Consider the following 21,894-nt stretch of genomic DNA (forward strand, 5'->3'; position numbering starts at 1 on the left):
CGGCGTCGGACGGCGCGCACGAAGTCGTACGGCGCGCAATGGATGGGGAGGCAGGAACGACGGTGGCGGAACGGAGCACGGCTGCCGTCGACGTGGCAGACAACAGCGGCGACGAGCCGCTGACCGCTCAGGCGGACCAGTCCACGGCCGACGGGGTGGCCAAGAATCGGGAGCGGGACACGGACACCGACGAGGCACAGGGGAGTGGCGGGACCGAGGGTCCCGGAAAGGCCTCACCACCCGAGCTGCACAGCGGCCACAAGCTCGCCAGACGCTATCGCCTCGAGGAGTGCGTCACCCGTCTGGACGGTTTCAGCAGTTGGCGTGCGGTCGACGAGAAACTTCGGCGCGCCGTCGGCGTGCACATCCTGCCCGCGGACCATACGCGGGCTCGTTCCGTACTGGCTGCGGCTCGCTCCTCCGCACTGCTCGGCGACCCCCGCTTCGTCCAGGTTCTCGACGCGGTCGAGGAGAACGACCTCGTCTACGTCGTCCACGAGTGGCTCCCTGACGCGACCGAACTGACCACGCTGCTCGCCTCCGGCCCGCTGGAGGTGTACGACGCCTACCAGATGGTCACCCAGGTGTCCGCCGCCATGGCCGCCGCCCATCGCGAGGGCCTGGCCCATCTGCGCCTCAACCCGAACGCCGTGCTGCGCTCGTCGACCGGCCAGTGGCGCATCCGCGGCCTCGCGGTGAACGCCGCGCTGCGCGGCATCAGTTCCGACACCCCGCAGCGCACCGACACGGAGGGCATCGGCGCACTGCTGTACGCCGCGCTCACCCAACGCTGGCCGTACGAGAGCGACGCCTACGGCCTGTCCGGGCTGCCGAAGGACGTCGGACTGATCGCCCCCGACCAGGTGCGCGCCGGCGTCCACCGTGGCCTGTCCGAGCTCGCCATGCGCGCGCTGGTCAACGACGGGGCGACCGCGTCCCGGCACGAGTCCGCGTGCACGACGCCGGAGGAGCTGGTGAAGGCGATCGGTGAGATGCCTCGCATCCGCCCGCCGGAGCCCGCGTTCACGGCCCCGCCCGAGTATCAGCGCACGACCTATCAGCAGGGCACGTACGGCCGTCAGGCGCCGCATCCGGGCGCCACCCAGCCGGTACCGACTCCGCCGCCCCCACTGCAGAGCCGCACCGGCAAGGCGCTCAAGTGGGCCGTCTCGGCCCTCCTGATCGCCGCCCTTGGCCTCGGCAGCTGGCAGCTCGCGGACGCGCTCATGGACCAGGGCGGCAAGTCCGAGGACTCCGACCAGACGCAGACGACTGACGAGGACGGCGGCGACAAGCCCGCCGCGCCCCTCAAGCAGATCCCGATCGACAGCGTGCAGGAGTTCGCGCCGAGCGGGTCCGGCATACAGGAGGACGAGGTCCAGCTCGCCATCGACGGCAAGACGGACACCGCGTGGGTCACCCCGCAGTACCAGGGATACGCCAACTTCGGCAATCTGCCTCAGCGCAAGGAGGGCAGTGGACTGATCCTGGACCTCGGAAGCGTGGAGAACGTGTCCCGCCTCGACATCTCCATGTATCGCAGCGGGCAGACCGCCGAAGTACTCGCGGCGGACACCAGTGCCTCGGCTCCCACGTCCCTGAGCGATTTCTCCCAGCGGCTGACCAAGCTGTCGTCCACCGGATCCAGCCTCCAGGTCGAACTGAAGAAGCCGATCCGTACGCGGTACGTTCTCATCCACATCACGGAGCTGCCGGAAGACGGGTCTGCGAGCCTGTTCCGCGGTGGCATCTCGGAGGTCGAGATCAAGGGCTGACCGAGGCCGGGCTCGCGATGTACCTGAGGGCCTGTGTTCAGGACTTCTCCACGATGCCGCGAGCTCGCTTAGAGTTGCCCACGGGAGGGGCCGATGGCAGAGGACGCCGGATACGGCGATGCAAGCGACCAAGACCTTCTCACTCGGCATGTAGAAGGCGACCCCGACGCCTTCGGTGAGCTCGTGCGGCGTCACCGTGATCGGCTCTGGGCGGTGGCGCTGCGGACGCTCGGCGACCGCGAGGAGGCCGCTGACGCCGTCCAGGACGCCCTCGTTTCCGCCTACCGGGCCGCCCACACCTTCAGGGGCCAGTCGGCCGTCACGACCTGGCTGCACCGGATCACCGTGAACGCCTGTCTGGACCGCGCCCGCAAGGCCGCCTCCCGGAAGACCTCCCCCGTCGACGACACCGAGCGCCTGGAGCAGTTGCTGGAGCCCCACGAGGAGGCATCCGCTCCGGCCGAGCGCAACGACCTGCACCGCCAGCTACTGGAGGCCCTCGGCACACTGCCGCCCGACCAGCGCGCGGCCCTCGTCCTGGTGGACATGCAGGGATACCCGGTCGCGGAGGCCGCCCAGGTCCTCGATGTGCCGACCGGCACGGTCAAGAGCCGGTGCGCGCGCGGCAGAGCCAGACTCGTGCCCCTCCTCAAGCATCTGCGGCCGGATAGCGCCAGTGACGGCAAGGATCCCGGCGAGAGACGGAACCGGACGCAGGGGACATCCGTCCCACCGGCAGCGGGTCCACGCACCGGGCGAGCCAAGGATCCGCGCGATACCGGGCCAAGTGATTCAGCTGCAGTGAAGGGCGGAGGTGGGCGAGCGTGACTTCCACGACAGACACGGCCGGGCACCCGGACGTCGCCGAGATCTCCGACCTTGCCGAGGGCCTTCTCCCTCCGTCCAGGACCGCCGACGTACGGCGGCATCTGGACGAATGCGAACTGTGCGCGGACGTCCACGCATCGATTGAGGAGATCCGGGGGTTGCTCGGCACCCTGCCCGGCCCCGCACGCATGCCTGCCGATGTCGCGGGGCGCATCGACGCCGCACTCGCCGCAGAAGCTCTGCTCAACGCCACGGCGCCCGATGACATCAACCAGCCGAAGCTCGCCGGCGCGACCCGCTCGATCTCCGAAGCGGACGACAGCGCGCATGTTTCACGTGAAACATCGGCAACGACAGACCGTCCGGCAGGCCACGCCCGCTCCTCGACCACCGGCCCCGGCCGCAAGGACCGCAAGAAGGCCGGCCGACGCAAGGTCGCCGTCCTCAGCGCCGCATTCACAGCCGCCGCCCTGGGCCTCGGCTCTGTGCTGGTGACCTCACTGATGGGGGGCGGGGGGGCCGGTCCATCGGCCGACGGCGGGCAGACCCGTGCCGACACCTTCTCCGCAGCGAAGCTGGAGAAGCAGGTCGCCGATCTCCTTGCCAACAGCGAGAGCTCCCCCGGCAGCTCTCGCGCTCCCGACCGGAGCCTGGGCGCGGTAGGCGAGCCCGATCCCAAGAGCCCTCAGATCCTGCGCAAGATCGAGGTGCCCGAATGCATCCAGAAGGGCATCGGCCGCAACGATGCGGCGCTCGCCGCTGAGGAAGGCGTCTACCAGGGGAAGGACGCTCTGCTCGTTGTACTGCGCGATACCTCTGACATCCACCGGGTCACCGTCTACGTCATGGACGCGACCTGTGTGAAGCAGCCGTCGTCGACCACGGCCAAGGTTCTCCTGACGGACTCCTACGCGCGCTCCTGAGAAGTCGGTGCTTCGTCTCCTTCAGGCGTGACAATCCCTACGGTGTGGCATCACCGTGTGCCCGGACACAGTGGGAATGCGCGCCCCTTAGGATCCGTTGGGTGGGGTGAGAGTTCTGAAAGGGGCTCCACCCGGTCCGACGACGCAGTCCAGAGACGAGGAACCAAGCCGTGAGCGACGTCCGTAACGTGATCATCATCGGCTCCGGGCCCGCCGGCTACACGGCGGCGCTCTACACCGCGCGCGCGTCGCTGAAGCCGCTTGTGTTCGAGGGTGCCGTCACCGCCGGCGGTGCGCTCATGAACACGACCGAGGTGGAGAACTTCCCGGGCTTCCAGGACGGCATCATGGGCCCCGAGCTCATGGACAACATGCGCGGCCAGGCCGAGCGCTTCGGAGCCGAACTCGTCCCGGACGACATCGTCAACGTCGACCTGAGTGGTGAGATCAAGACCGTCACCGACACCGCGGGCACGGTCCACCGGGCGAAGGCCGTCATCGTCGCCACCGGCTCGCAGCACCGCAAGCTCGGTCTGCCGAACGAGGACGCCCTCTCCGGCCGCGGTGTCTCCTGGTGCGCCACCTGCGACGGGTTCTTCTTCAAGGACCAGGACATCGCCGTGATCGGCGGCGGCGACACCGCGATGGAGGAGGCCACCTTCCTCTCCCGCTTCGCCAAGTCCGTGACCATCGTCCACCGCCGTGACACCCTGCGCGCCTCCAAGGCGATGCAGGACCGCGCGTTCGCCGACCCGAAGATCAAGTTCGTCTGGGACAGCGAGGTGGCCGAAGTCCAGGGCGAGCAGAAGCTCTCCGGCCTGAAGCTGCGCAACGTCAAGACCGGCGAGCTTTCGGACCTGGCGGTCACCGGCCTGTTCATCGCCATCGGCCACGACCCGCGGACCGAGCTGTTCAAGGGTCAGCTGGAGCTGGACGAGGAGGGCTACCTCAAGGTCGACGCCCCCTCCACCCGCACCAATCTGAGCGGTGTCTTCGGCGCCGGCGACGTGGTGGACCACACCTACCGCCAGGCAATCACCGCGGCCGGCACCGGCTGCTCCGCCGCCCTCGACGCCGAGCGCTTCCTCGCCGCCCTCGCGGACGAGGAGAACGCCGAGCCCGAGAAGACCTCTGTCTGACCCCCACCCACCCCACCACGCACCAAAGTTAAGGAGCCCGCCGTGGCCGGCACCCTGAAGAACGTGACCGACGATTCCTTCGAGCAGGACGTCCTCAAGAGCGACAAGCCCGTCCTGGTGGACTTCTGGGCCGCCTGGTGCGGACCGTGCCGCCAGATCGCGCCGTCCCTCGAGGCGATCGCCGCCGAGTACGGCGACAAGATCGAGATCGTCAAGCTGAACATCGACGAGAACCCGGGTACGGCCGCCAAGTACGGCGTCATGTCCATCCCGACGCTGAACGTCTACCACAACGGCGAGGTCGCCAAGACCATCGTCGGCGCCAAGCCGAAGGCCGCGATCGTCCGCGACCTCGAGGACTTCATCGCCGAGTGACGTTTCACGTGAAACACGAATGGGCCAACCCGAGGGGGTTGGCCCATTCGCTTTAGAGAGGCAGCTGGCTCTACAGAGGCCTCAGCGCCGGTTCCTTCTGCACCGCTCCCAGAAGCCGGTCGATCGCCATCTCCACGTCTTCCTTCCAAGACAGCGTCGTCCGCAGCTCCAACCGCAAGCGCGGAGACGTCGGGTGAGGGCGAACCGTCTTGAAGCCCACGGCCAGGAGATGGTCCGCGGGCAGAACACACGCAGGCTCTTTCCAGCGAGCGTCTCCGAACGCCTCGATCGCCTTGAAGCCCCGCCGCAGCAGATCCTTGGCGACCGTCTGGACCATCACCCGGCCCAGTCCCTGACCCTGGTAGCCCGGCATGATGAACGCGGTCATCAGCTGCACCGCGTCCGGTGAGACGGGGCTCGTGGGGAAGGCCGTCGAGCGGGGGACGTAAGCAGGAGGCGCGTACAGCACGAAGCCCACCGGTACGTCGTCGACGTAGACGACCCGACCACAGGAGCCCCAGTCCAGCAGGACGGCGGAGATCCAGGCTTCCTTCTCCAGAGCGGGTTTGCCGGCTTTTACCGCGGCTTCGCCACTGACCGGGTCCAACTCCCAGAAGACACACGCGCGGCAGCGCTTGGGAAGGTCCTGAAGGTTGTCCAGCGTGAGCGGTACGAGCCGACGCCCCATGAAGGCTGTTCCTCGCTTCCTTCGCCCGCAGCGTCGCGAGCGGCTGTCAGGGCGCTTCGTTCCCTGAGCAGGCTGCCGACGAACCCGCCGACCGCGCCCAGCCCAAGGCCCGCGCTCACCAGTCCGGTGCGGCTCACCGTTCGCATGGACCCCGCCTCCCCTAAGAGGTCTGCCAGGTGGATGCGCCATACCCGAACGCATCGTATCCACGATGCGATTCCATCGATACCGCCAGAAAGCAAAGAGCGGGCCGTGTTCCGGTACACACCGGACACGGCCCGCGAGGGTAGGCCAGGAAGCAAAGCCGACCGCCGGCCTCAGGCCTCAATCTCCTCCGCGTCATCGTCCAGGAGACTCTTCTGCAGAGCCAGCTTCTCGCCCGGAGCGAGCGTGCTGAGGATCCTCTCGAGATCGTCCGGAGAGGCGAACTCGACGGTGATCTTGCCCTTCTTCTGGCCCAGTTCGACCTTCACCCGAGTCTCGAAGCGGTCCGAGAGCCGAGTCGCGAGGTCGGACAGCGCCGGGGAGGGCACGGAGCCGGCCCGCGGCCCCCTGGAGCGCTGGGTCTTCTGTGGGCGAGAGCCCATCAGGGTCACGATCTCCTCGACGGACCGGACGGAAAGCCCCTCGGCCACCACCCGGTACGCGAGCCGCTCCTGCTCCTCCGGGTCCTCGACGGAGAGCAGCGCCCTCGCATGCCCCGCGGAGAGTACCCCGGCAGCAACCCTGTTCTGCACCTTGGGCGAAAGCTTCAGCAGGCGCAGGGTGTTGGAGACCTGAGGACGGGAACGACCGATGCGGTCCGCCAGCTGGTCGTGCGTGCAGTTGAAGTCCTTCAGCAGCTGATCGTAAGCAGCCGCCTCTTCGATCGGATTCAGCTGAGCGCGGTGCAGGTTCTCCAGGAGGGCGTCCAGGAGCAGCTTCTCGTCGTCCGTGGCCCGCACGATCGCCGGGATGGCATCGAGGCCGGCCTCACGGCAGGCCCGCCAGCGGCGCTCACCCATGATGAGCTCATACCGCGCGGGACCGATCTGCCGCACGACGATCGGCTGGAGAAGACCGACTTCCTGAATGGAGGTGACGAGTTCCTGCAGGGCGTCCTCGTCGAAGACCTCACGCGGCTGCCGCGGGTTCGGCGTGATCGCATCGAGGGGGATCTCCGCGAAGTGGGCGCCCACGACAGAGGCGGGCGTCTCCACGGCGCCGTTCAGCGACGGCTCCTCGGTTTCATGTGAAACAGGCGGCAGCGTGGCCACCTTCGCCGCGGCCACCCCACGGTCGGTGAGCACCGGGACAGCGGCGGGGGATGCGGAAGCAGCGCCCCCCACCGCGGCCGGGGCCACCGTCTTCTCTGTCGGTGCAGCAGGGATCAGTGCGCCGAGACCACGACCCAAACCCCTTCGTCGCTCGCTCACTGGATCCCCTCCACCATGCTCGGGTTGCTCTGGGCGCCGATGTGGGCGTGCGTCGGGTCGTAACTGACGCCAACACCCTTCAGCGCGATTTCTCGTGCTGCCTCAAGATAGGACAAGGCACCGCTCGATCCTGGATCGTAGGTCAGCACCGTCTGTCCATAGCTCGGCGCCTCGGAGATACGGACCGAGCGGGGAATGCTCGTCCGCAGCACCTCGTCGCCGAAGTGGGTACGCACCTCGTCCGCGACCTGGGACGCGAGCCGGGTCCGACCGTCGTACATGGTCAGCAGGATCGTCGAGACATGCAGGGCGGGGTTGAGGTGCCCCCGCACCAGGTCCACGTTGCGCAGCAGCTGGCCGAGGCCCTCCAGCGCGTAGTACTCGCACTGGATCGGGATCAGGACTTCCTGCCCGGCCACCAGCGCATTGACCGTCAACAGACCGAGTGAGGGTGGGCAGTCGATGAGGATGTAGTCCAGCGGCTGCTCGTAGGCCTGGATAGCCCGCTGCAGTCGGCTCTCGCGTGCCACCAGGGACACCAGCTCGATCTCCGCACCGGCGAGATCGATCGTGGCGGGGGCACAGAAGAGTCCCTCGACGTCGGGGACCGGCTGGACGACTTCCGCGAGCGGCTTGCTCTCGACCAACACGTCGTAGATGGAAGGCACTTCTGCGTGGTGGTCGATCCCCAGGGCCGTGGACGCGTTGCCCTGCGGGTCGAGGTCGATGACCAGCACACGGCCGCCATGCAGGGCCAGTGACGCGGCAAGGTTGACGGTCGTCGTCGTCTTGCCCACGCCCCCCTTCTGGTTGGCGACCACCATGACGCGGGTCTGCTCGGGCCGTGGCAGGCCCTCGCCGGCGCGGCCTAGAGCCTCCACCGCCAGTTGGGCAGCACGACCGATGGGAGTGTCGTCCATCGGGGGCGGTGTTTCACGTGAAACATCCTCCCCCATCGACTCGGTACGGGGACCGGGGACCGGATCGGTCATCGGTCCCGCGATGTTGGCGTCGGACCGCAAGGATTCACTCTCCTCGACTTCAGGCTCGCAATGAACAGAGCCTCCCATGTCTTCGGGGTCGTGAACCAGTGAGGCCTGTTGTTCTGTGGAGAAATCCACCTCTGTGGACAACTCTGTGCCCCTCAGGGGGGACGGAGCGTCATCAGAGGCACCTCCTCCTAGAGATCCGAGGGGCTTTCGGTCGCGGGGTTCGGCCGCAGCGCGGCCGCGACTGATGATGCCGTGCAGCAGTGAGCGACGTTTCACGTGAAACACGATGCACAGCAGCCCTGGCCGAACTGTCGCGACACTCCGGCGCGCGTAGGTTTGCCAGCTTGTGTGGAGTACGTCTCGTCGTCAGGACGGATCAGCGACGCCGCCGAGCGCGACCCGTCCTGGCCGCCTTCGCCCTCTTCGCCGCGAAGCGCACACCGCCCGGGCTTTCCCCGACCTCGACGCGCACGACCGTGGACATCGGGTCCACCACGCCCTCCCCGACATGGAGAATCGACGTCTCGACCGCCCCCAGCTTGCTCAGAGCCGTCGCCGCGCTCTTCAGCTCCTCCTCCGCCGTGTCGCCCTTGAGGGCGAGCATCTCGCCATAGGGACGCAGCAGCGGGATGCCCCAGGTGGCCAGCCGGTCCAGCGGTGCCACCGCACGCGCGGTCACGACATGCACCGGCGTCAGCTTCCCCATGACCTCTTCGGCACGACCGCGGACGACCGTCACATGGTCCAGCCCAAGCAGCTCCACGACCTCAGTCAGGAAGTTCGTACGCCGCAGCAGGGGCTCCAGCAGCGTGATCTTCAGGTCCTCACGGACAAGCGCCAGGGGAATCCCGGGCAGTCCGGCCCCCGAGCCCACGTCGCACACCGTCACGCCCTCAGGAACGACCTCGGAGAGCACAGCGCAATTCAGCAGATGCCGCTCCCACAGGCGGGGCACCTCTCGCGGGCCGATCAGGCCGCGCTGCACACCCGCCTCGGCGAGCAGTTCGGCGTAGCGGACCGCATCAGCGTAGCGATCGCCGAACACCTCACGTGCCTGCTCAGGCACAGGGGGAAGCTCCGCTGCCTCCGTCACGGGGGACCGTCCTTCCGTACCGCCGACGCCCGGGCGCCGGCCACCAGAACCACCAGAACTAACAGGCTGACAAAGTTCGGCCCCGCCTGCGGACAGACGGGGCCGGAGGAAACGTACGGGCCGATCAGGCGGGAAGCACGACGACGAACCGCTGCGGCTCCTCGCCCTCGGACTCGCTGCGCAGGCCCGCCGACTTCACCGCGTCGTGCACGACCTTGCGCTCGAACGGCGTCATCGGCTTCAGCTTCACGGGCTCGCCGGTGCTCTTGACCTCGGCGGCCGCCTTGGCACCCAGCTCGGAGAGCTCGGCGCGCTTCTTGGCCCGGTAGCCCGCGATGTCCAGCATCAGCCGACTGCGGTCACCGGTCTCCCGGTGCACGGCCAGGCGCGTGAGCTCCTGCAGTGCCTCCAGCACCTCGCCATCACGCCCGACCAGCTTCTGCAGGTCTCGGCCGCCCGCGTCGCTGATGATCGAGACAGCGGCGCGGTCGGCCTCGACGTCCATGTCGATGTCGCCGTCGAGATCGGCGATGTCGAGCAGACCCTCGAGGTAGTCCGCCGCGATCTCGCCCTCCTGCTCCAGGCGGTTCAGGGTGTCTGCACCCTCGACAGCGGCGGAGGTGGTGCCTTCCGTCACGGGATGGGCTCCTTCTTACTTCTTGGACGGGGACTTGGGGCGCTGCGGACCGCCCTTGCGCTGCCCGGACTGGGCCTTACTGCGACCGCCACTGCCGGGCTTCTTGGCAGCACCCGGCTTGGCGTCCTCGGGCTCGTCGGACTTCTCCAGCGACGTCGGCTCGCCGGCCTGCTTCGGACCGCCGGACTGACGCTGACTCTTGCTCTGCCGCTTCGGCTGCTGGCGCTTGGGGGCCCCGGCGGCGGTGGTCGGCGTACCGTCCTCGGCCACGGCGGCAACAGCGCCCTCGCTCTTCACCACGGTGCCGTCGGCCTGCACCGCGAGACCCGCCTTGCTCAGGGCGTTGATGAACTTGCGCTCGTGCTCGTTGCGGTCACGGCCCTTGGCGACAATGGCCTTGACGATGGCGCGCTCGCCACGTCCGCGGGTCTTGCTGTGGTGCGTGACGTGCTTGGTCAGGCGCTCCAGGTACGCAGCCTGGGCCTTGGAACCCGGGGTCGGGTTGTTGTGGATGACGTACATCTGCTGGCCCATGGTCCACACGTTGGTGGTCAGCCAGTAGACGAGAACACCGACGGGGAAGTTGATGCCGAAGACGGCGAACATGACCGGGAAGACGTACATCAGCATCTTCTGCTGCTGCATGAACGGCGTCTTCACCGTGGTGTCGACGTTCTTCGTCATCAGCTGGCGCTGCGTGTAGAACTGCGACGCCGACATCAGGACGATCATGACCGCGGTGACGATGCGGACCGTGGTCAGCGAGGCTTCGAGCAGGGCGACGTCCGAAGAGCTGTCGGTGAACTTCGCGGCCAGCGGGGCCCCGAAGATGTGCGCCTTCTGCGCGCTCTCCAGCAGGCTCTGGTTGATGACACCGATCGTGTCGTTGTTCGCGATGCTGTTGAGCACGTGGTACAGGGCAAAGAAGAACGGCGACTGCGCCAGGATGGGAAGGCACGAGGAGAGCGGGTTGGTGCCCGTCTCCTTGTACAGCTTCATCATCTCTTCGGACTGACGCTGCTTGTCGTTCTTGTAGCGCTCCTGGATCTTCTTCATCTCGGGCTGGAGCGTCTGCATGGCCCGGGTCGCCTTGATCTGCTTCACGAAGAGCGGGATCAGGCAGATACGGATCAGAATCACCAGGGACACGATGGACAGGCCCCAGGCCCACCCGGAGTCATCGCCGAAGAGGGCGCCGTACACCTTGTGGAACTGGACGATGACCCAGGAAACGGGTGTCGTGATGAAGCTGAAGAGGCTGGCAATCGTGTCCACTAATCATGCTCCTTGGACATGGGACGGGGTCTCTGCGGCCGGGCTCGGAGGAACTTTCCCTTCGGTGGCCGTTTCGGCGGCGGAGTGCCCGCCCTTGCGTGCGCGCCAAGCGTTGCGCAGCATCTCGTGCCACCGCGGACGCTTACGCGGCGGGACATGGTCCACACCGCCCAGCGACCACGGATTGCACCGCAGGATGCGCCAGGCGGTGAGTGCCGTGCCCTTGATCGCACCGTGCCGGTCGATGGCGGTATAGCCGTAGTGAGAGCACGACGGGTAGTACTTGCACACCGGCCCGAGCAGCGGACTGATCGTCCACTGGTACAGCTTGATCAGGGCCAGCAGTGGGTACTTCATCGCGCGCCCCCTCCCAGCAGCCGCTGCAGAGCGGCATCCAGGTCTTGGGCCAGCTGTGCATGGTCGGCGTCGCCCGCACCGGGCAGCGCTCGTACGACTACCAGGCTACCGGGGGGCAGCTGGTCGACTCGATCGCGCATCAGATGACGAAGCCTGCGCTTCACCTTGTTCCGCACGACCGCGCCGCCCACTGCCTTGCTCACGACGAAACCCGCACGTGCCGGGGGAGCGCTCTCCCCAGGCGCGTGCGGGTCCGTGGCACCGCTACGAAAGTGGACGACGAGGTGCTGGCGTCCTGCCCTGCGTCCTCGTCGTACCGCGGTCGCGAAGTCCTCGCGCCGCCTCAGCCGGTTCTCGGTGGGCAGCACGACGTCATGACCTGACCGGAATCAGGCGGACAGGCTGGCGCGACCCTTGGCACGACGGTTCGCGAGAATCGCGCGACCGGCACGGGTGCGCATCCGCAGGCGGAAGCCGTGGGTCTTCGCGCGACGACGGTTGTTCGGCTGGAAGGTGCGCTTGCTCACTCGGGGGCTCCAGAAATAAATCGGTGGTTGCGGGTGCCGTCCTGGCTGTCACCGTGCGCCCACGAGTAGCTCGCAGTTACGCCCGAGTGCACCGCTTACCGATCACCTTGACGCGATCTGTGCCCATCGGAGGCAGGCGGCAGCAGCCATCGACAACTCGACCTGGTTACGGTACGCGCGGCTGCGCCATCCGGTCAAACCGAAGGCCACGGGGAGACACTATCCACAGGCTGGGGACAACAACTTGAACCGCACCCGTCGCCCTGACTACCGTGGCTGAACTCCGATTCGTTCCCTTGTCCCCTTGATTCGGGCTCCACCCGATTTGAATCCCGACCCGTCCCACCATCACACGTTCGTGGGACCCGTGAGAGAGCGTGCCCTGTGGCTGACGTACCTGCCGATCTTGCCGCAGTGTGGCCACGAGTATTGGAGCAACTCCTCGGTGAGGGCCGCGGACAGGGGGTCGAGGGGAAGGACGAGCACTGGATCCGGCGCTGCCAGCCCCTCGCGCTGGTCGCCGACACCGCCCTGCTCGCCGTACCGAACGAGTTCGCGAAGGGCGTATTGGAAGGCCGCCTGGCCCCGATCGTCAGCGAGACCCTGAGCCGCGAGTGCGGCCGCCCCATCCGCATCGCGATCACCGTCGACGACTCCGCCGGCGAACCCCCGGCCCCGCCGGCGCCCCCCGCCCCGCCCCAGCCGCGCTACGAGGAGCCGGAGCTCCCCTCGTACGAGGGCTACGGCCGCCACCGCGCCGACGACCACCGGCCCGGTCCCTCCACCGACCCCCTGCCCACCGCTCGCCCGGCCTACCCGAGCGAGTACCAGCGTCCCGAGCCCGGCCCCGGCAGCTGGCCGCGCCCCACGCAGGACGACTACGGCTGGCAGCAGCAACGGCTCGGCTTCCCGGAGCGGGACCCGTACGCATCGCCCTCGCAGGATCCTTATGGACAGGATTCGTACGCCCAGGACTCCTACGGCCCGCCCTCCCAGGACTACCGCCCGCAGCCCATGGAGCGGCCGTCCTACGACGGACACCGCCCCGACTACGAGCAGAAGCGCCCCGAGTACGAGCAGCAGCGGCCCGACTACGACCAGCCGCGCGGCGACTACGACCGCGACGCCCGCCGTGACCTGCCCGAGCCGCCCCCCGGCTCCGGCCATGTGCACCGCGGCGGCCCCGTCGGCGCGAACCTGCCCACCACCGGCGCCCCCGGCCCACTGGCCGCACAGCCCGCGCCGGCACCCGGGCCCGGCGAACCGACCGCGCGCCTGAACCCCAAGTACCTCTTCGACACATTCGTCATCGGCGCCTCCAACCGCTTCGCGCACGCCGCGGCGGTCGCCGTCGCCGAGGCACCCGCGAAGGCCTACAACCCCCTCTTCATCTACGGGGAGTCAGGCCTCGGCAAGACCCATCTGCTGCACGCGATCGGGCACTACGCGCGCAGCTTGTACCCCGGCACGCGCGTGCGGTACGTGAGCTCGGAGGAGTTCACCAACGAGTTCATCAACTCCATCCGCGACGGCAAGGGCGACAGCTTCCGCAAGCGCTACCGCGAGATGGACATCCTGCTCGTCGACGACATCCAGTTCCTCGCGGACAAGGAGTCGACGCAGGAGGAGTTCTTCCACACCTTCAACACGCTCCACAACGCGAACAAGCAGATCGTGCTGTCCAGCGACCGGCCGCCGAAGCAGTTGGTCACGCTGGAGGACCGGCTGAGGAACCGTTTCGAGTGGGGCCTGATCACCGATGTCCAGCCGCCGGAGCTGGAGACGCGTATCGCCATTCTCCGCAAGAAGGCGGTTCAGGAGCAGCTCAACGCCCCGCCGGAGGTTCTGGAGTTCATCGCCTCCCGTATCTCGCGCAACATCCGCGAGCTCGAGGGCGCGCTGATCCGGGTGACGGCGTTCGCCTCACTCAACCGGCAGCCGGTGGATCTGGGCCTGACGGAGATCGTCCTCAAGGACCTGATCCCCGGCGGCGACGACGCGACGCCGGAGATCACCTCGACGGCCATCATGAGCGCGACCGCCGACTACTTCGGCCTCACGGTCGAGGACCTGTGCGGCAGCTCGCGCGGCCGCCAGCTCGTCACGGCCAGGCAGATCGCCATGTACTTGTGCCGTGAGCTGACGGACCTGTCCCTGCCGAAGATCGGCGCACTTTTCGGCGGCCGCGACCACACCACGGTGATGCACGCCGACCGCAAGATCCGCAATCTGATGGCCGAGCGACGCTCCATCTACAACCAGGTCACCGAGCTGACGAACCGCATCAAGAACGGCTGACAGAGACCGAGCCACAACGCTGAGGGCGCCCCCGGGACGAGTTCCCGGGGGCGCCCTTCTTCGTCCCGCTGCCACCCGGTGTTCGATTACCTGCCGCGTTACGGCCTCTCTCCACAGATCTGCTGACTTTTTCCCGTCCACATCCTGGGGACTGGGAAGTTGTCCAGATCGTGTCCACAGCCCTCGCTGTCGAGAGACCATCATGCGAGGTCAAGTGCTTGTGGATTGGTGGACGAAGGATCTCCACAGACTGTGGACAGCTCGGCGATCCACAAGCTGTGCATGAAGTTGTCCACCGACAACCCACAGGCTGAGGACGGTTGTCCCCAGTGATCCCCAGCTTCTCCACATCGCTGTCCACTGTTCGGCAACCCGACGCGCCTCCTCACCGGGTCGAGTGAAAGGCGTCACATGAAGATGCCGGGTTGGCCTGTGGGAAAGGTGGGTAAAGCTGGGGACGGCACTGGGGAGAAGTCGCCCGAGGCTGTGCACGGCGTGTGCAGAACTTTCCGTTCTCCACAGACATGCCCAGTTGTCCACCGCCTCCGCCCACAGGGGCAGTGGACAAAATTCCCTGCCTGACCTGCGAAAACAGGGTTATCCACGGTTTCCACAGGCCCTACTACTACTCCCAACTAGAGAGAGCTGGGAATCCGTTTCGAAGAGGGCCCTGTGCACAACTCGCTGTCCGGCTCCCTGCTGCCCCTCGTCACGACTTGACCCCGAGAGGCACCTACTGTCAGTGGGGTGCGTCAGACTGTTCCCGGTGTCCTTCCCCTCACTGGGCCCGACGACACCGAGACAGACGACGAAGCCAGGCAGGCCGAGAAGCGCCGGCAACAGCAGGAGGCGGCAACAGTGAAGATCCGGGTGGAACGCGACGTACTCGCGGAGGCAGTGGCCTGGGCGGCGCGCAGCCTCCCGGCCCGTCCGCCGGCGCCTGTCCTCGCCGGCCTCCTCCTCAAGGCCGAGGACGGCCAGCTGAGCCTGTCCAGCTTCGACTACGAGGTCTCCGCACGCGTGTCCGTGGAGACCGAGGTCGAGGAGGAGGGCACGGTCCTGGTCTCCGGCCGCCTGCTCGCCGACATCTGCCGCGCTCTGCCCAACCGACCGGTGGAGATTTCCACAGACGGTGTACGGGCGACCGTGGTCTGCGGCTCCTCGCGGTTCACACTCCACACCCTGCCTGTGGAGGAGTACCCGGCGCTGCCGCAGATGCCGAACGCCACGGGCACCGTCCCCGGCGAGGTCTTCGCTTCCGCGGCCGCCCAGGTCGCCATCGCGGCCGGGCGTGACGACACGCTGCCCGTTCTCACCGGTGTGCGCATCGAGATCGAGGGCGACACGGTCACGCTGGCGTCCACCGACCGCTACCGCTTCGCGGTCCGCGAGTTCCTGTGGAAGCCGGAGAACCCGGAGGCCTCGGCGGTCGCCCTGGTCCCCGCCAAGACGCTCCTGGACACCGCCAAGGCGCTCACCAGCGGCGACAGCGTCATCCTGGCGCTGTCGGGCTCGGGTGCGGGCGAGGGCCTGATCGGTTTCGAGGGCGCCGGCCGCCGTACGACGACCCGCCTCCTGGAGGGCGACCTCCCGAAGTACCGCACGCTGTTCCCGACGGAGTTCAACAGCGTCGCCGTGATCGAGACCGCCCCCTTCGTGGAGGCCGTCAAGCGCGTGGCCCTGGTCGCCGAGCGCAACACCCCGGTGCGGCTGAGCTTCGAGCAGGGTGTGCTGATCCTGGAGGCCGGCTCCAGCGACGACGCACAGGCTGTGGAAAGGGTCGACGCCCAGCTGGAGGGCGACGACATCTCGATCGCCTTCAACCCGACGTTCCTGCTGGACGGCCTGAGCGCCATCGACTCCCCGGTCGCCCAGCTGTCCTTCACGACGTCCACGAAGCCCGCGCTGCTCAGCGGCAAGCCGGCGTTGGACGCCGAGGCGGACGACACCTACAAGTACCTGATCATGCCGGTGCGCCTGAGCGGCTGACGTTGTCCACAGCGGCTGAGGGTCCGGTGGATTTCCGGGCCCTCGGTCAGGGCCGCTCGTGCCCCCGGTCGTGACCGTTCTCCACAGTCCCGCAGGTCCCTGTGGGTGATCGACCGCGTTCCAGCGAAGCCGCAGGTGAGGGCGTACGTATGAGCGCGTATGCCCACGGATGTGCGCGTGCGTCCGGGTTTAGGCTCGGACGTGGGTACGAAGGTGCCCCAGGGGTGCGAGAGCGCCCCGCACGCCACACAGCGACCTAAGGAACAACTGATGGAGCTCGGTCTCGTCGGCCTCGGCAAGATGGGCGGCAACATGCGCGAGCGGATACGCCGCGCAGGCCACACCGTCGTCGGATACGACCGCAACGCGGACCTCGCGGATGTCCACAGCCTGGAAGAGCTTGTGGGCAAGCTCCCCGGGCCGCGCGTGGTCTGGGTGATGGTCCCGGCCGGTGCCCCGACCCAGTCGACCATCGACGAGCTCGCCGAGCTGCTGGAGCCCGGTGACGTCGTGGTGGACGGCGGGAACTCCCGCTGGACGGACGACGAGCGGCACGCCGAGGAACTGGCTGCCAAGGGCATCGGCTTCGTCGACTGCGGCGTCTCGGGCGGCGTCTGGGGCCTGGAGAACGGCTACGCCCTGATGTACGGCGGCGACGCGGAGAACGTCGCCAAGGTGCAGCCGATCTTCGACGCCCTCAAGCCCGAGGGTGACTTCGGTTCGGTGCACGCCGGCAAGGTCGGTGCCGGGCACTTCGCGAAGATGGTCCACAACGGCATCGAGTACGCGATGATGCAGGCCTACGCCGAGGGCTGGGAGCTGCTGGAGAAGGTCGACTCCGTGACCGACGTCCGGGAGGTCTTCCGGTCCTGGCAGGAGGGCACGGTCATCCGTTCCTGGCTGCTGGACCTCGCGGTGAACGCCCTCGACGAGGACGAGCACCTGGACAAGCTCAGGGGTTATGCACAGGACTCCGGCGAGGGACGCTGGACTGTGGAAGCCGCCATCGACCACGCGGTGCCGCTGCCGGCGATCACCGCGTCGCTGTTCGCGCGGTTCGCGTCCCGGCAGGACGACTCCCCGCAGATGAAGATGATCGCGGCGCTGCGGAACCAGTTCGGTGGCCACGCGGTCGAGACGAAGTAACCGTCGGGAGCGCCCGTCGCGAACGGCGGCGGAAACGACCGTCGGAAACGAGAAGAAGTAATCCACACCCTGGGGATGGCACCCTGGCACCCTCGGAGTGACCCGGTTGTCCACAACTGGGGAAGCTGAACCACACGTTGGGGGAGGTCGGCGAACGACCATGCACGTCACGCATCTGTCGCTGGCCGACTTCCGCTCGTACGCCCGGGTCGAAGTCCCGCTCGACCCGGGCGTCACCGCCTTTGTCGGCCCCAACGGCCAGGGCAAGACCAACCTCGTCGAGGCCGTCGGCTATCTCGCCACACTCGGCAGCCATCGCGTCGCCTCCGACGCCCCCCTCGTCCGCATGGGCGCCGACCGGGCGATCATCCGGGCGCAGGTCAAACAGGGCGACCGGCAGCAACTGGTCGAGCTGGAGCTGAATCCCGGCAAGGCCAACAGGGCCCGCATCAACAGGTCGTCGCAGGTCAGACCCCGTGACGTGCTCGGCATCGTGCGGACCGTCCTGTTCGCCCCGGAGGACCTCGCCCTGATCAAGGGCGACCCCGGAGAGCGGCGCCGCTTCCTCGACGAGCTGATCACCGCCCGCTCCCCGCGCATGGCGGGCGTCCGCTCCGACTACGAGCGAGTGCTCAAGCAGCGCAACACGCTCCTCAAGACGGCCGCGCTGGCCCGTCGCCACGGCGGCCGCACGATGGACCTGTCCACCCTCGACGTCTGGGACCAGCACCTCGCGCGCGCGGGCGCCGAGTTGCTCGCCCAGCGCCTCGACCTGATCGCGGCGATCCAGCCGCTGGCGGACAAGGCGTACGAGCAACTGGCCCCCGGCGGCGGCCCGGTCGCCCTGGACTACAAGCCGTCGGCTCCCGGCGAGGCGCACACGCGCGAGGACCTCTTCGAGCAGCTGATGGCGGCGCTCGCCGACGCCCGCAAGCAGGAGATTGAGCGCGGCGTCACCCTCGTAGGCCCTCATCGGGACGATTTGCTTCTCAAACTCGGTCAGCTGCCCGCCAAGGGGTACGCCTCGCACGGTGAGTCCTGGTCCTACGCGCTGGCGCTGCGCCTGGCGTCGTACGACCTGCTCAGGGCCGAGGGAAACGAACCGGTGCTGGTCCTCGACGACGTCTTCGCCGAGTTGGACAGCCGGCGCCGCGAGCGCCTGGCCGAGCTGGTCGCGCCCGGTGAGCAGGTCCTGGTGACCGCCGCGGTCGACGACGACGTACCGCATGTGCTGACGGGGGCGCGGTACACCGTGTCCGAGGGGACGGTGGAGCGCGTATGAGCGAGAAGCCGTCCAACCCGTCCGAGAACGCCCCCAAGAAGGCGCCCGAACCCTCCGGCGTCGACCTCGCGCGCGTGGCGCTGCGGGCGGCCAAGGAGCAGGCACGCGCGCGTGGGGATGCGGCGCAGCAGAAGAAGCAGGCGCGGCGCGGGGGGCTGCGCTCCGGCGCGCGTGCCGACGGCCGCGACCCCCTGGCGCTCGGCGCTGCCATTAACCGCTTGATCACCGAGCGGGGCTGGGAGACGCCGGCGGCGGTGGGCGGCGTGATGGGCCGTTGGCCGCAGATCGTCGGTGAGGACGTCGCCAAGCACTGTGTGCCGGAGAAGTACGACGAGGACGAGCGGGTCCTGGTCGTGCGCTGCGACTCGACGGCCTGGGCGACGAACTTGCGGCTGCTCGCCCCGACGCTGGTCGCCCGCCTCAACGAGGACCTCGGCCATGGGGCGGTGCGGCAGATCAAGGTGCAGGGCCCCGGCGGCCCCGCGCGCCGTTACGGCCCCTTGCGCGCGCCCGGCAGCACCGGTCCCGGCGACACCTACGGCTGATCGGACCGCCGCGCGCCGCGCACGTCCGGCGTTCCCCGGAGGGCGAGCGGCGGCGTCCGGGTGGCCGTGAGCCACGGTTGCGCAGGTGCCGTCACAGCCGTCCCGGCAGCCCCGTTTTCCACAGGTGACGGACATCACATCAGCAGTCGTCGGCGGTCACGACGTGCGGCCGGCGGCCTTCTCGTCGTACACCCGCACGCGGTTGCGAATCGCGACCTGACTCCTAAGTAGCCAAGGGTTGACGCCCGGAAGCGCTGAGTGGCTCCGTGAGCCTCTTGGAGCCCCCATCCGTATATCGGGAGTCGGCCGAGCCGGGTTCAGGGCGGCACATGCGGACTCAGGTACCGGCAAACCCCCATCACTGTCGGCGCTACCGGTAGACTGGAGCCCAATCCCGCCCCAATCGTGGGGACCGTCCGGGAAAAGCTGAGCAACGCTGATCAAGGCTTACCAACGCAACATGCCGCAGCCGCTCCGGCAACCCGCCGACGAGCCCGGCTCGTGCTGTGCCAGAAAGGGCGCTTCGTGGCCGATTCCGGCAACCCCAACGAGAACATCCCGTCCACCGACGCCGGCGCCAACGGCGCGGTGACCCCGTCGAACGGCGAGGTCACCGCCTCGTACGACGCCAGCGCCATCACCGTCCTCGAGGGTCTGGACGCGGTCCGCAAGCGACCCGGTATGTACATCGGCTCGACCGGTGAGCGCGGCTTGCACCACCTCGTGTACGAGGTCGTCGACAACTCCGTCGACGAGGCGCTGGCCGGGCACGCGGACACGATCGACGTGACGATCCTCGCCGACGGCGGCGTGCGGGTCGTCGACAACGGCCGTGGCATCCCGGTGGGCATCGTCCCGTCCGAGGGCAAGCCCGCCGTCGAGGTCGTGCTGACCGTGCTGCACGCGGGCGGCAAGTTCGGTGGTGGCGGTTACGCCGTCTCCGGTGGTCTGCACGGCGTGGGCGTGTCCGTCGTGAACGCCCTGTCGTCGAAGGTCGCCGTTGAGGTCAAGACCGACGGCCACCGCTGGACGCAGGACTACAAGATGGGCGTCCCGACGGCGTCGCTCGCCCAGCATGAGGCCACCGAGGAGACCGGGACGTCGGTCACCTTCTGGGCCGACGGCGACATCTTCGAGACCACGGAGTACTCCTTCGAGACGCTCTCGCGGCGCTTCCAGGAGATGGCGTTCCTCAACAAGGGTTTGACGATCAAACTCACGGATGAGCGCGAGTCGGCGAAGGCCACCTCCGGTGCGGACGAGGCCGGTGCCGATGAGAAGGCCGAGGTCAAGCACGTCACGTACCACTACGAGGGCGGCATCGTCGACTTCGTGAAGTACCTGAACTCCCGCAAGGGAGACCTGGTGCACCCCACCGTGATCGACCTGGAGGCCGAGGACAAGGACAAGAGCCTGTCCCTCGAGGTCGCGATGCAGTGGAACAGCGGCTACAGCGAGGGCGTGTACTCCTTCGCGAACATCATCCACACCCACGAGGGCGGTACGCACGAGGAGGGCTTCCGTGCGGCGCTGACCTCGTTGATCAACAAGTACGCGCGCGACAAGAAGCTGCTGCGCGAGAAGGACGACAACCTCACGGGTGACGACATCCGCGAGGGTCTGACGGCGATCATCTCGGTGAAGCTGAGCGAGCCGCAGTTCGAGGGGCAGACGAAGACCAAGCTGGGCAACACGGAGGCCAAGACCTTCGTGCAGAAGGCGGTCTACGAGCACCTCAACGACTGGCTGGACCGCAACCCGGTCGAGGCCGCGGACATCATCCGCAAGGGCATCCAGGCGGCCACCGCGCGCGTGGCGGCCCGCAAGGCGCGTGACCTGACCCGTCGTAAGGGTCTGCTGGAGTCGGCGTCGCTGCCCGGCAAGCTCTCCGACTGCCAGTCGAACGACCCCATCAAGTGCGAGATCTTCATCGTCGAGGGTGACTCCGCCGGCGGCTCGGCCAAGTCCGGCCGCAACCCGCAGTACCAGGCGATCCTCCCGATCCGAGGCAAGATCCTCAACGTCGAGAAGGCGCGGATCGACAAGATCCTGCAGAACCAGGAGATCCAGGCGCTGATCTCCGCCTTCGGTACCGGGGTCCACGAGGACTTCGACATCGAGAAGCTCCGCTACCACAAGATCATCCTGATGGCGGACGCCGACGTCGACGGCCAGCACATCAACACCCTGCTGCTGACCTTCCTGTTCCGCTTCATGCGGCCGCTGGTCGAGGCCGGGCACGTGTTCCTGTCGCGTCCTCCGCTCTACAAGATCAAGTGGGGCCGGGACGAGGTCGAGTACGCGTACTCCGACCGCGAGCGCGACGCGCTGATCGAGATGGGCCGTCAGCGCGGCAAGCGTGTCCGTGAGGACTCGATCCAGCGCTTCAAGGGTCTTGGTGAGATGAACGCCGAGGAGCTGCGCATCACGACCATGGACCAGGAGCACCGCGTCCTCGGCCAGGTCACCCTCGACGACGCCGCCCAGGCCGACGACCTGTTCTCGGTTCTCATGGGCGAGGACGTCGAGGCCCGCCGCGCGTTCATCCAGCGCAACGCCAAGGACGTCCGCTTCCTCGACATCTGAGTCGGTCTCAGCTGACCGCACCAG

20 protein-coding genes are annotated in these 21,894 nt (G+C 67.9%); 11 read left to right on the plus strand and 9 right to left on the minus strand.

All coding sequences use genetic code 11. The features are described 5' to 3' along the window. Nucleotides 1-62: 62 nt before the first annotated feature. From EHO50_RS36655 to trxA, 5 genes are all read left to right on the plus strand, one after another. Complete coding sequence (locus EHO50_RS36655) at nucleotides 63-1,775, plus strand: protein kinase family protein (protein WP_128435538.1); 1,713 nt, start codon at nucleotides 63-65, stop codon at nucleotides 1,773-1,775. 93 nt (nucleotides 1,776-1,868) lie between these two features. Next, nucleotides 1,869-2,603 (plus strand): RNA polymerase sigma factor SigM, encoded by a 735-nt coding sequence (gene sigM, locus EHO50_RS36660; protein ID WP_128435539.1) that lies wholly within the window; start codon nucleotides 1,869-1,871, stop codon nucleotides 2,601-2,603. Further along, nucleotides 2,600-3,526 (plus strand): anti-sigma factor family protein, encoded by a 927-nt coding sequence (locus EHO50_RS36665; protein ID WP_128435540.1) that lies wholly within the window; start codon nucleotides 2,600-2,602, stop codon nucleotides 3,524-3,526. The genes sigM and EHO50_RS36665 overlap by 4 nt, the downstream gene beginning before the upstream one ends. Nucleotides 3,527-3,696: 170 nt before the next feature. Then, on the plus strand, nucleotides 3,697-4,665 hold the full coding sequence (gene trxB, locus EHO50_RS36670; protein WP_128435541.1) for a thioredoxin-disulfide reductase: 969 nt from the start codon (nucleotides 3,697-3,699) through the stop codon (nucleotides 4,663-4,665). Between the two features lie 42 nt (nucleotides 4,666-4,707). Next, nucleotides 4,708-5,040: a thioredoxin gene (gene trxA, locus EHO50_RS36675; RefSeq protein ID WP_062707865.1), complete on the plus strand. Its 333-nt coding sequence runs from the start codon at nucleotides 4,708-4,710 to the stop codon at nucleotides 5,038-5,040. 70 nt (nucleotides 5,041-5,110) lie between these two features. Here the strand turns inward: trxA and EHO50_RS36680 are convergent, their stop codons facing one another. The 9 genes from EHO50_RS36680 to rpmH form a co-directional block, all read right to left on the minus strand. Next, nucleotides 5,111-5,728: a GNAT family N-acetyltransferase gene (locus tag EHO50_RS36680; RefSeq protein WP_128435542.1), complete on the minus strand. Its 618-nt coding sequence runs from the start codon at nucleotides 5,726-5,728 to the stop codon at nucleotides 5,111-5,113. A gap of 317 nt (nucleotides 5,729-6,045) precedes the next feature. After that, complete coding sequence (locus EHO50_RS36685; RefSeq protein ID WP_128435543.1) at nucleotides 6,046-7,143, minus strand: ParB/RepB/Spo0J family partition protein; 1,098 nt, start codon at nucleotides 7,141-7,143, stop codon at nucleotides 6,046-6,048. Next, nucleotides 7,140-8,213: a ParA family protein gene (locus EHO50_RS36690; protein ID WP_128435618.1), complete on the minus strand. Its 1,074-nt coding sequence runs from the start codon at nucleotides 8,211-8,213 to the stop codon at nucleotides 7,140-7,142. The genes EHO50_RS36685 and EHO50_RS36690 overlap by 4 nt, the downstream gene beginning before the upstream one ends. A gap of 298 nt (nucleotides 8,214-8,511) precedes the next feature. Continuing rightward, entirely contained in the window at nucleotides 8,512-9,228 is a 717-nt protein-coding gene (rsmG, locus tag EHO50_RS36695; protein WP_128435544.1) for a 16S rRNA (guanine(527)-N(7))-methyltransferase RsmG, read from the minus strand. A 124-nt stretch (nucleotides 9,229-9,352) separates the two neighbouring features. Next, entirely contained in the window at nucleotides 9,353-9,865 is a 513-nt protein-coding gene (locus tag EHO50_RS36700; RefSeq protein ID WP_128435545.1) for a Jag family protein, read from the minus strand. A 15-nt stretch (nucleotides 9,866-9,880) separates the two neighbouring features. Continuing rightward, nucleotides 9,881-11,140 (minus strand): membrane protein insertase YidC, encoded by a 1,260-nt coding sequence (yidC, locus tag EHO50_RS36705; protein ID WP_128435546.1) that lies wholly within the window; start codon nucleotides 11,138-11,140, stop codon nucleotides 9,881-9,883. Nucleotides 11,141-11,143: 3 nt separating this feature from the next. Then, a complete protein-coding gene (gene yidD, locus EHO50_RS36710; protein ID WP_128435547.1) occupies nucleotides 11,144-11,497 on the minus strand; it encodes a membrane protein insertion efficiency factor YidD in 354 nt (117 codons plus the stop codon). Next, a complete protein-coding gene (rnpA, locus tag EHO50_RS36715) occupies nucleotides 11,494-11,865 on the minus strand; it encodes a ribonuclease P protein component (RefSeq protein WP_128435548.1) in 372 nt (123 codons plus the stop codon). Before rnpA ends, yidD begins: the two co-directional genes overlap by 4 nt. Before the next feature lie 21 nt (nucleotides 11,866-11,886). After that, the gene (rpmH, locus tag EHO50_RS36720; RefSeq protein ID WP_015659252.1) at nucleotides 11,887-12,024 is read right to left on the minus strand and encodes a 50S ribosomal protein L34; all 138 of its coding nucleotides are present in this window, start codon (nucleotides 12,022-12,024) and stop codon (nucleotides 11,887-11,889) included. A 384-nt stretch (nucleotides 12,025-12,408) separates the two neighbouring features. Between rpmH and dnaA the strand changes: the two genes are divergently transcribed. From dnaA to gyrB, 6 genes are all read left to right on the plus strand, one after another. Further along, nucleotides 12,409-14,322 (plus strand): chromosomal replication initiator protein DnaA, encoded by a 1,914-nt coding sequence (gene dnaA / locus EHO50_RS36725; protein WP_128435549.1) that lies wholly within the window; start codon nucleotides 12,409-12,411, stop codon nucleotides 14,320-14,322. Between the two features lie 858 nt (nucleotides 14,323-15,180). Then, a complete protein-coding gene (gene dnaN / locus EHO50_RS36735; protein ID WP_128435619.1) occupies nucleotides 15,181-16,311 on the plus strand; it encodes a DNA polymerase III subunit beta in 1,131 nt (376 codons plus the stop codon). A 270-nt stretch (nucleotides 16,312-16,581) separates the two neighbouring features. Next, the gene (gene gnd / locus EHO50_RS36740) at nucleotides 16,582-17,457 is read left to right on the plus strand and encodes a phosphogluconate dehydrogenase (NAD(+)-dependent, decarboxylating) (RefSeq protein WP_128435550.1); all 876 of its coding nucleotides are present in this window, start codon (nucleotides 16,582-16,584) and stop codon (nucleotides 17,455-17,457) included. A 160-nt stretch (nucleotides 17,458-17,617) separates the two neighbouring features. Further along, complete coding sequence (gene recF, locus EHO50_RS36745; RefSeq protein WP_128435551.1) at nucleotides 17,618-18,739, plus strand: DNA replication/repair protein RecF; 1,122 nt, start codon at nucleotides 17,618-17,620, stop codon at nucleotides 18,737-18,739. After that, entirely contained in the window at nucleotides 18,736-19,284 is a 549-nt protein-coding gene (locus EHO50_RS36750; protein ID WP_128435552.1) for a DciA family protein, read from the plus strand. Before recF ends, EHO50_RS36750 begins: the two co-directional genes overlap by 4 nt. Nucleotides 19,285-19,809: 525 nt before the next feature. Beyond that, nucleotides 19,810-21,870: a DNA topoisomerase (ATP-hydrolyzing) subunit B gene (gyrB, locus tag EHO50_RS36755; RefSeq protein WP_128435553.1), complete on the plus strand. Its 2,061-nt coding sequence runs from the start codon at nucleotides 19,810-19,812 to the stop codon at nucleotides 21,868-21,870. Nucleotides 21,871-21,894: the final 24 nt, after the last annotated feature.

The sequence above is a fragment of the Streptomyces cyaneus genome (assembly GCF_004028635.1).
GTDB lineage: Bacteria > Actinomycetota > Actinomycetes > Streptomycetales > Streptomycetaceae > Streptomyces > Streptomyces cyaneus.

Coding starts and splice junctions, on each gene's coding strand:
- yidD (WP_128435547.1), bottom strand. CDS start 11,497: ATGAAGTACCCACTGCTGGCCCTGATCAAGCTGTACCAGTGGACGATC.
- sigM (WP_128435539.1), top strand. CDS start 1,869: ATGGCAGAGGACGCCGGATACGGCGATGCAAGCGACCAAGACCTTCTC.
- EHO50_RS36690 (WP_128435618.1), bottom strand. CDS start 8,213: ATGGGAGGCTCTGTTCATTGCGAGCCTGAAGTCGAGGAGAGTGAATCC.
- recF (WP_128435551.1), top strand. CDS start 17,618: ATGCACGTCACGCATCTGTCGCTGGCCGACTTCCGCTCGTACGCCCGG.
- EHO50_RS36680 (WP_128435542.1), bottom strand. CDS start 5,728: ATGGGGCGTCGGCTCGTACCGCTCACGCTGGACAACCTTCAGGACCTT.
- EHO50_RS36750 (WP_128435552.1), top strand. CDS start 18,736: ATGAGCGAGAAGCCGTCCAACCCGTCCGAGAACGCCCCCAAGAAGGCG.
- gnd (WP_128435550.1), top strand. CDS start 16,582: ATGGAGCTCGGTCTCGTCGGCCTCGGCAAGATGGGCGGCAACATGCGC.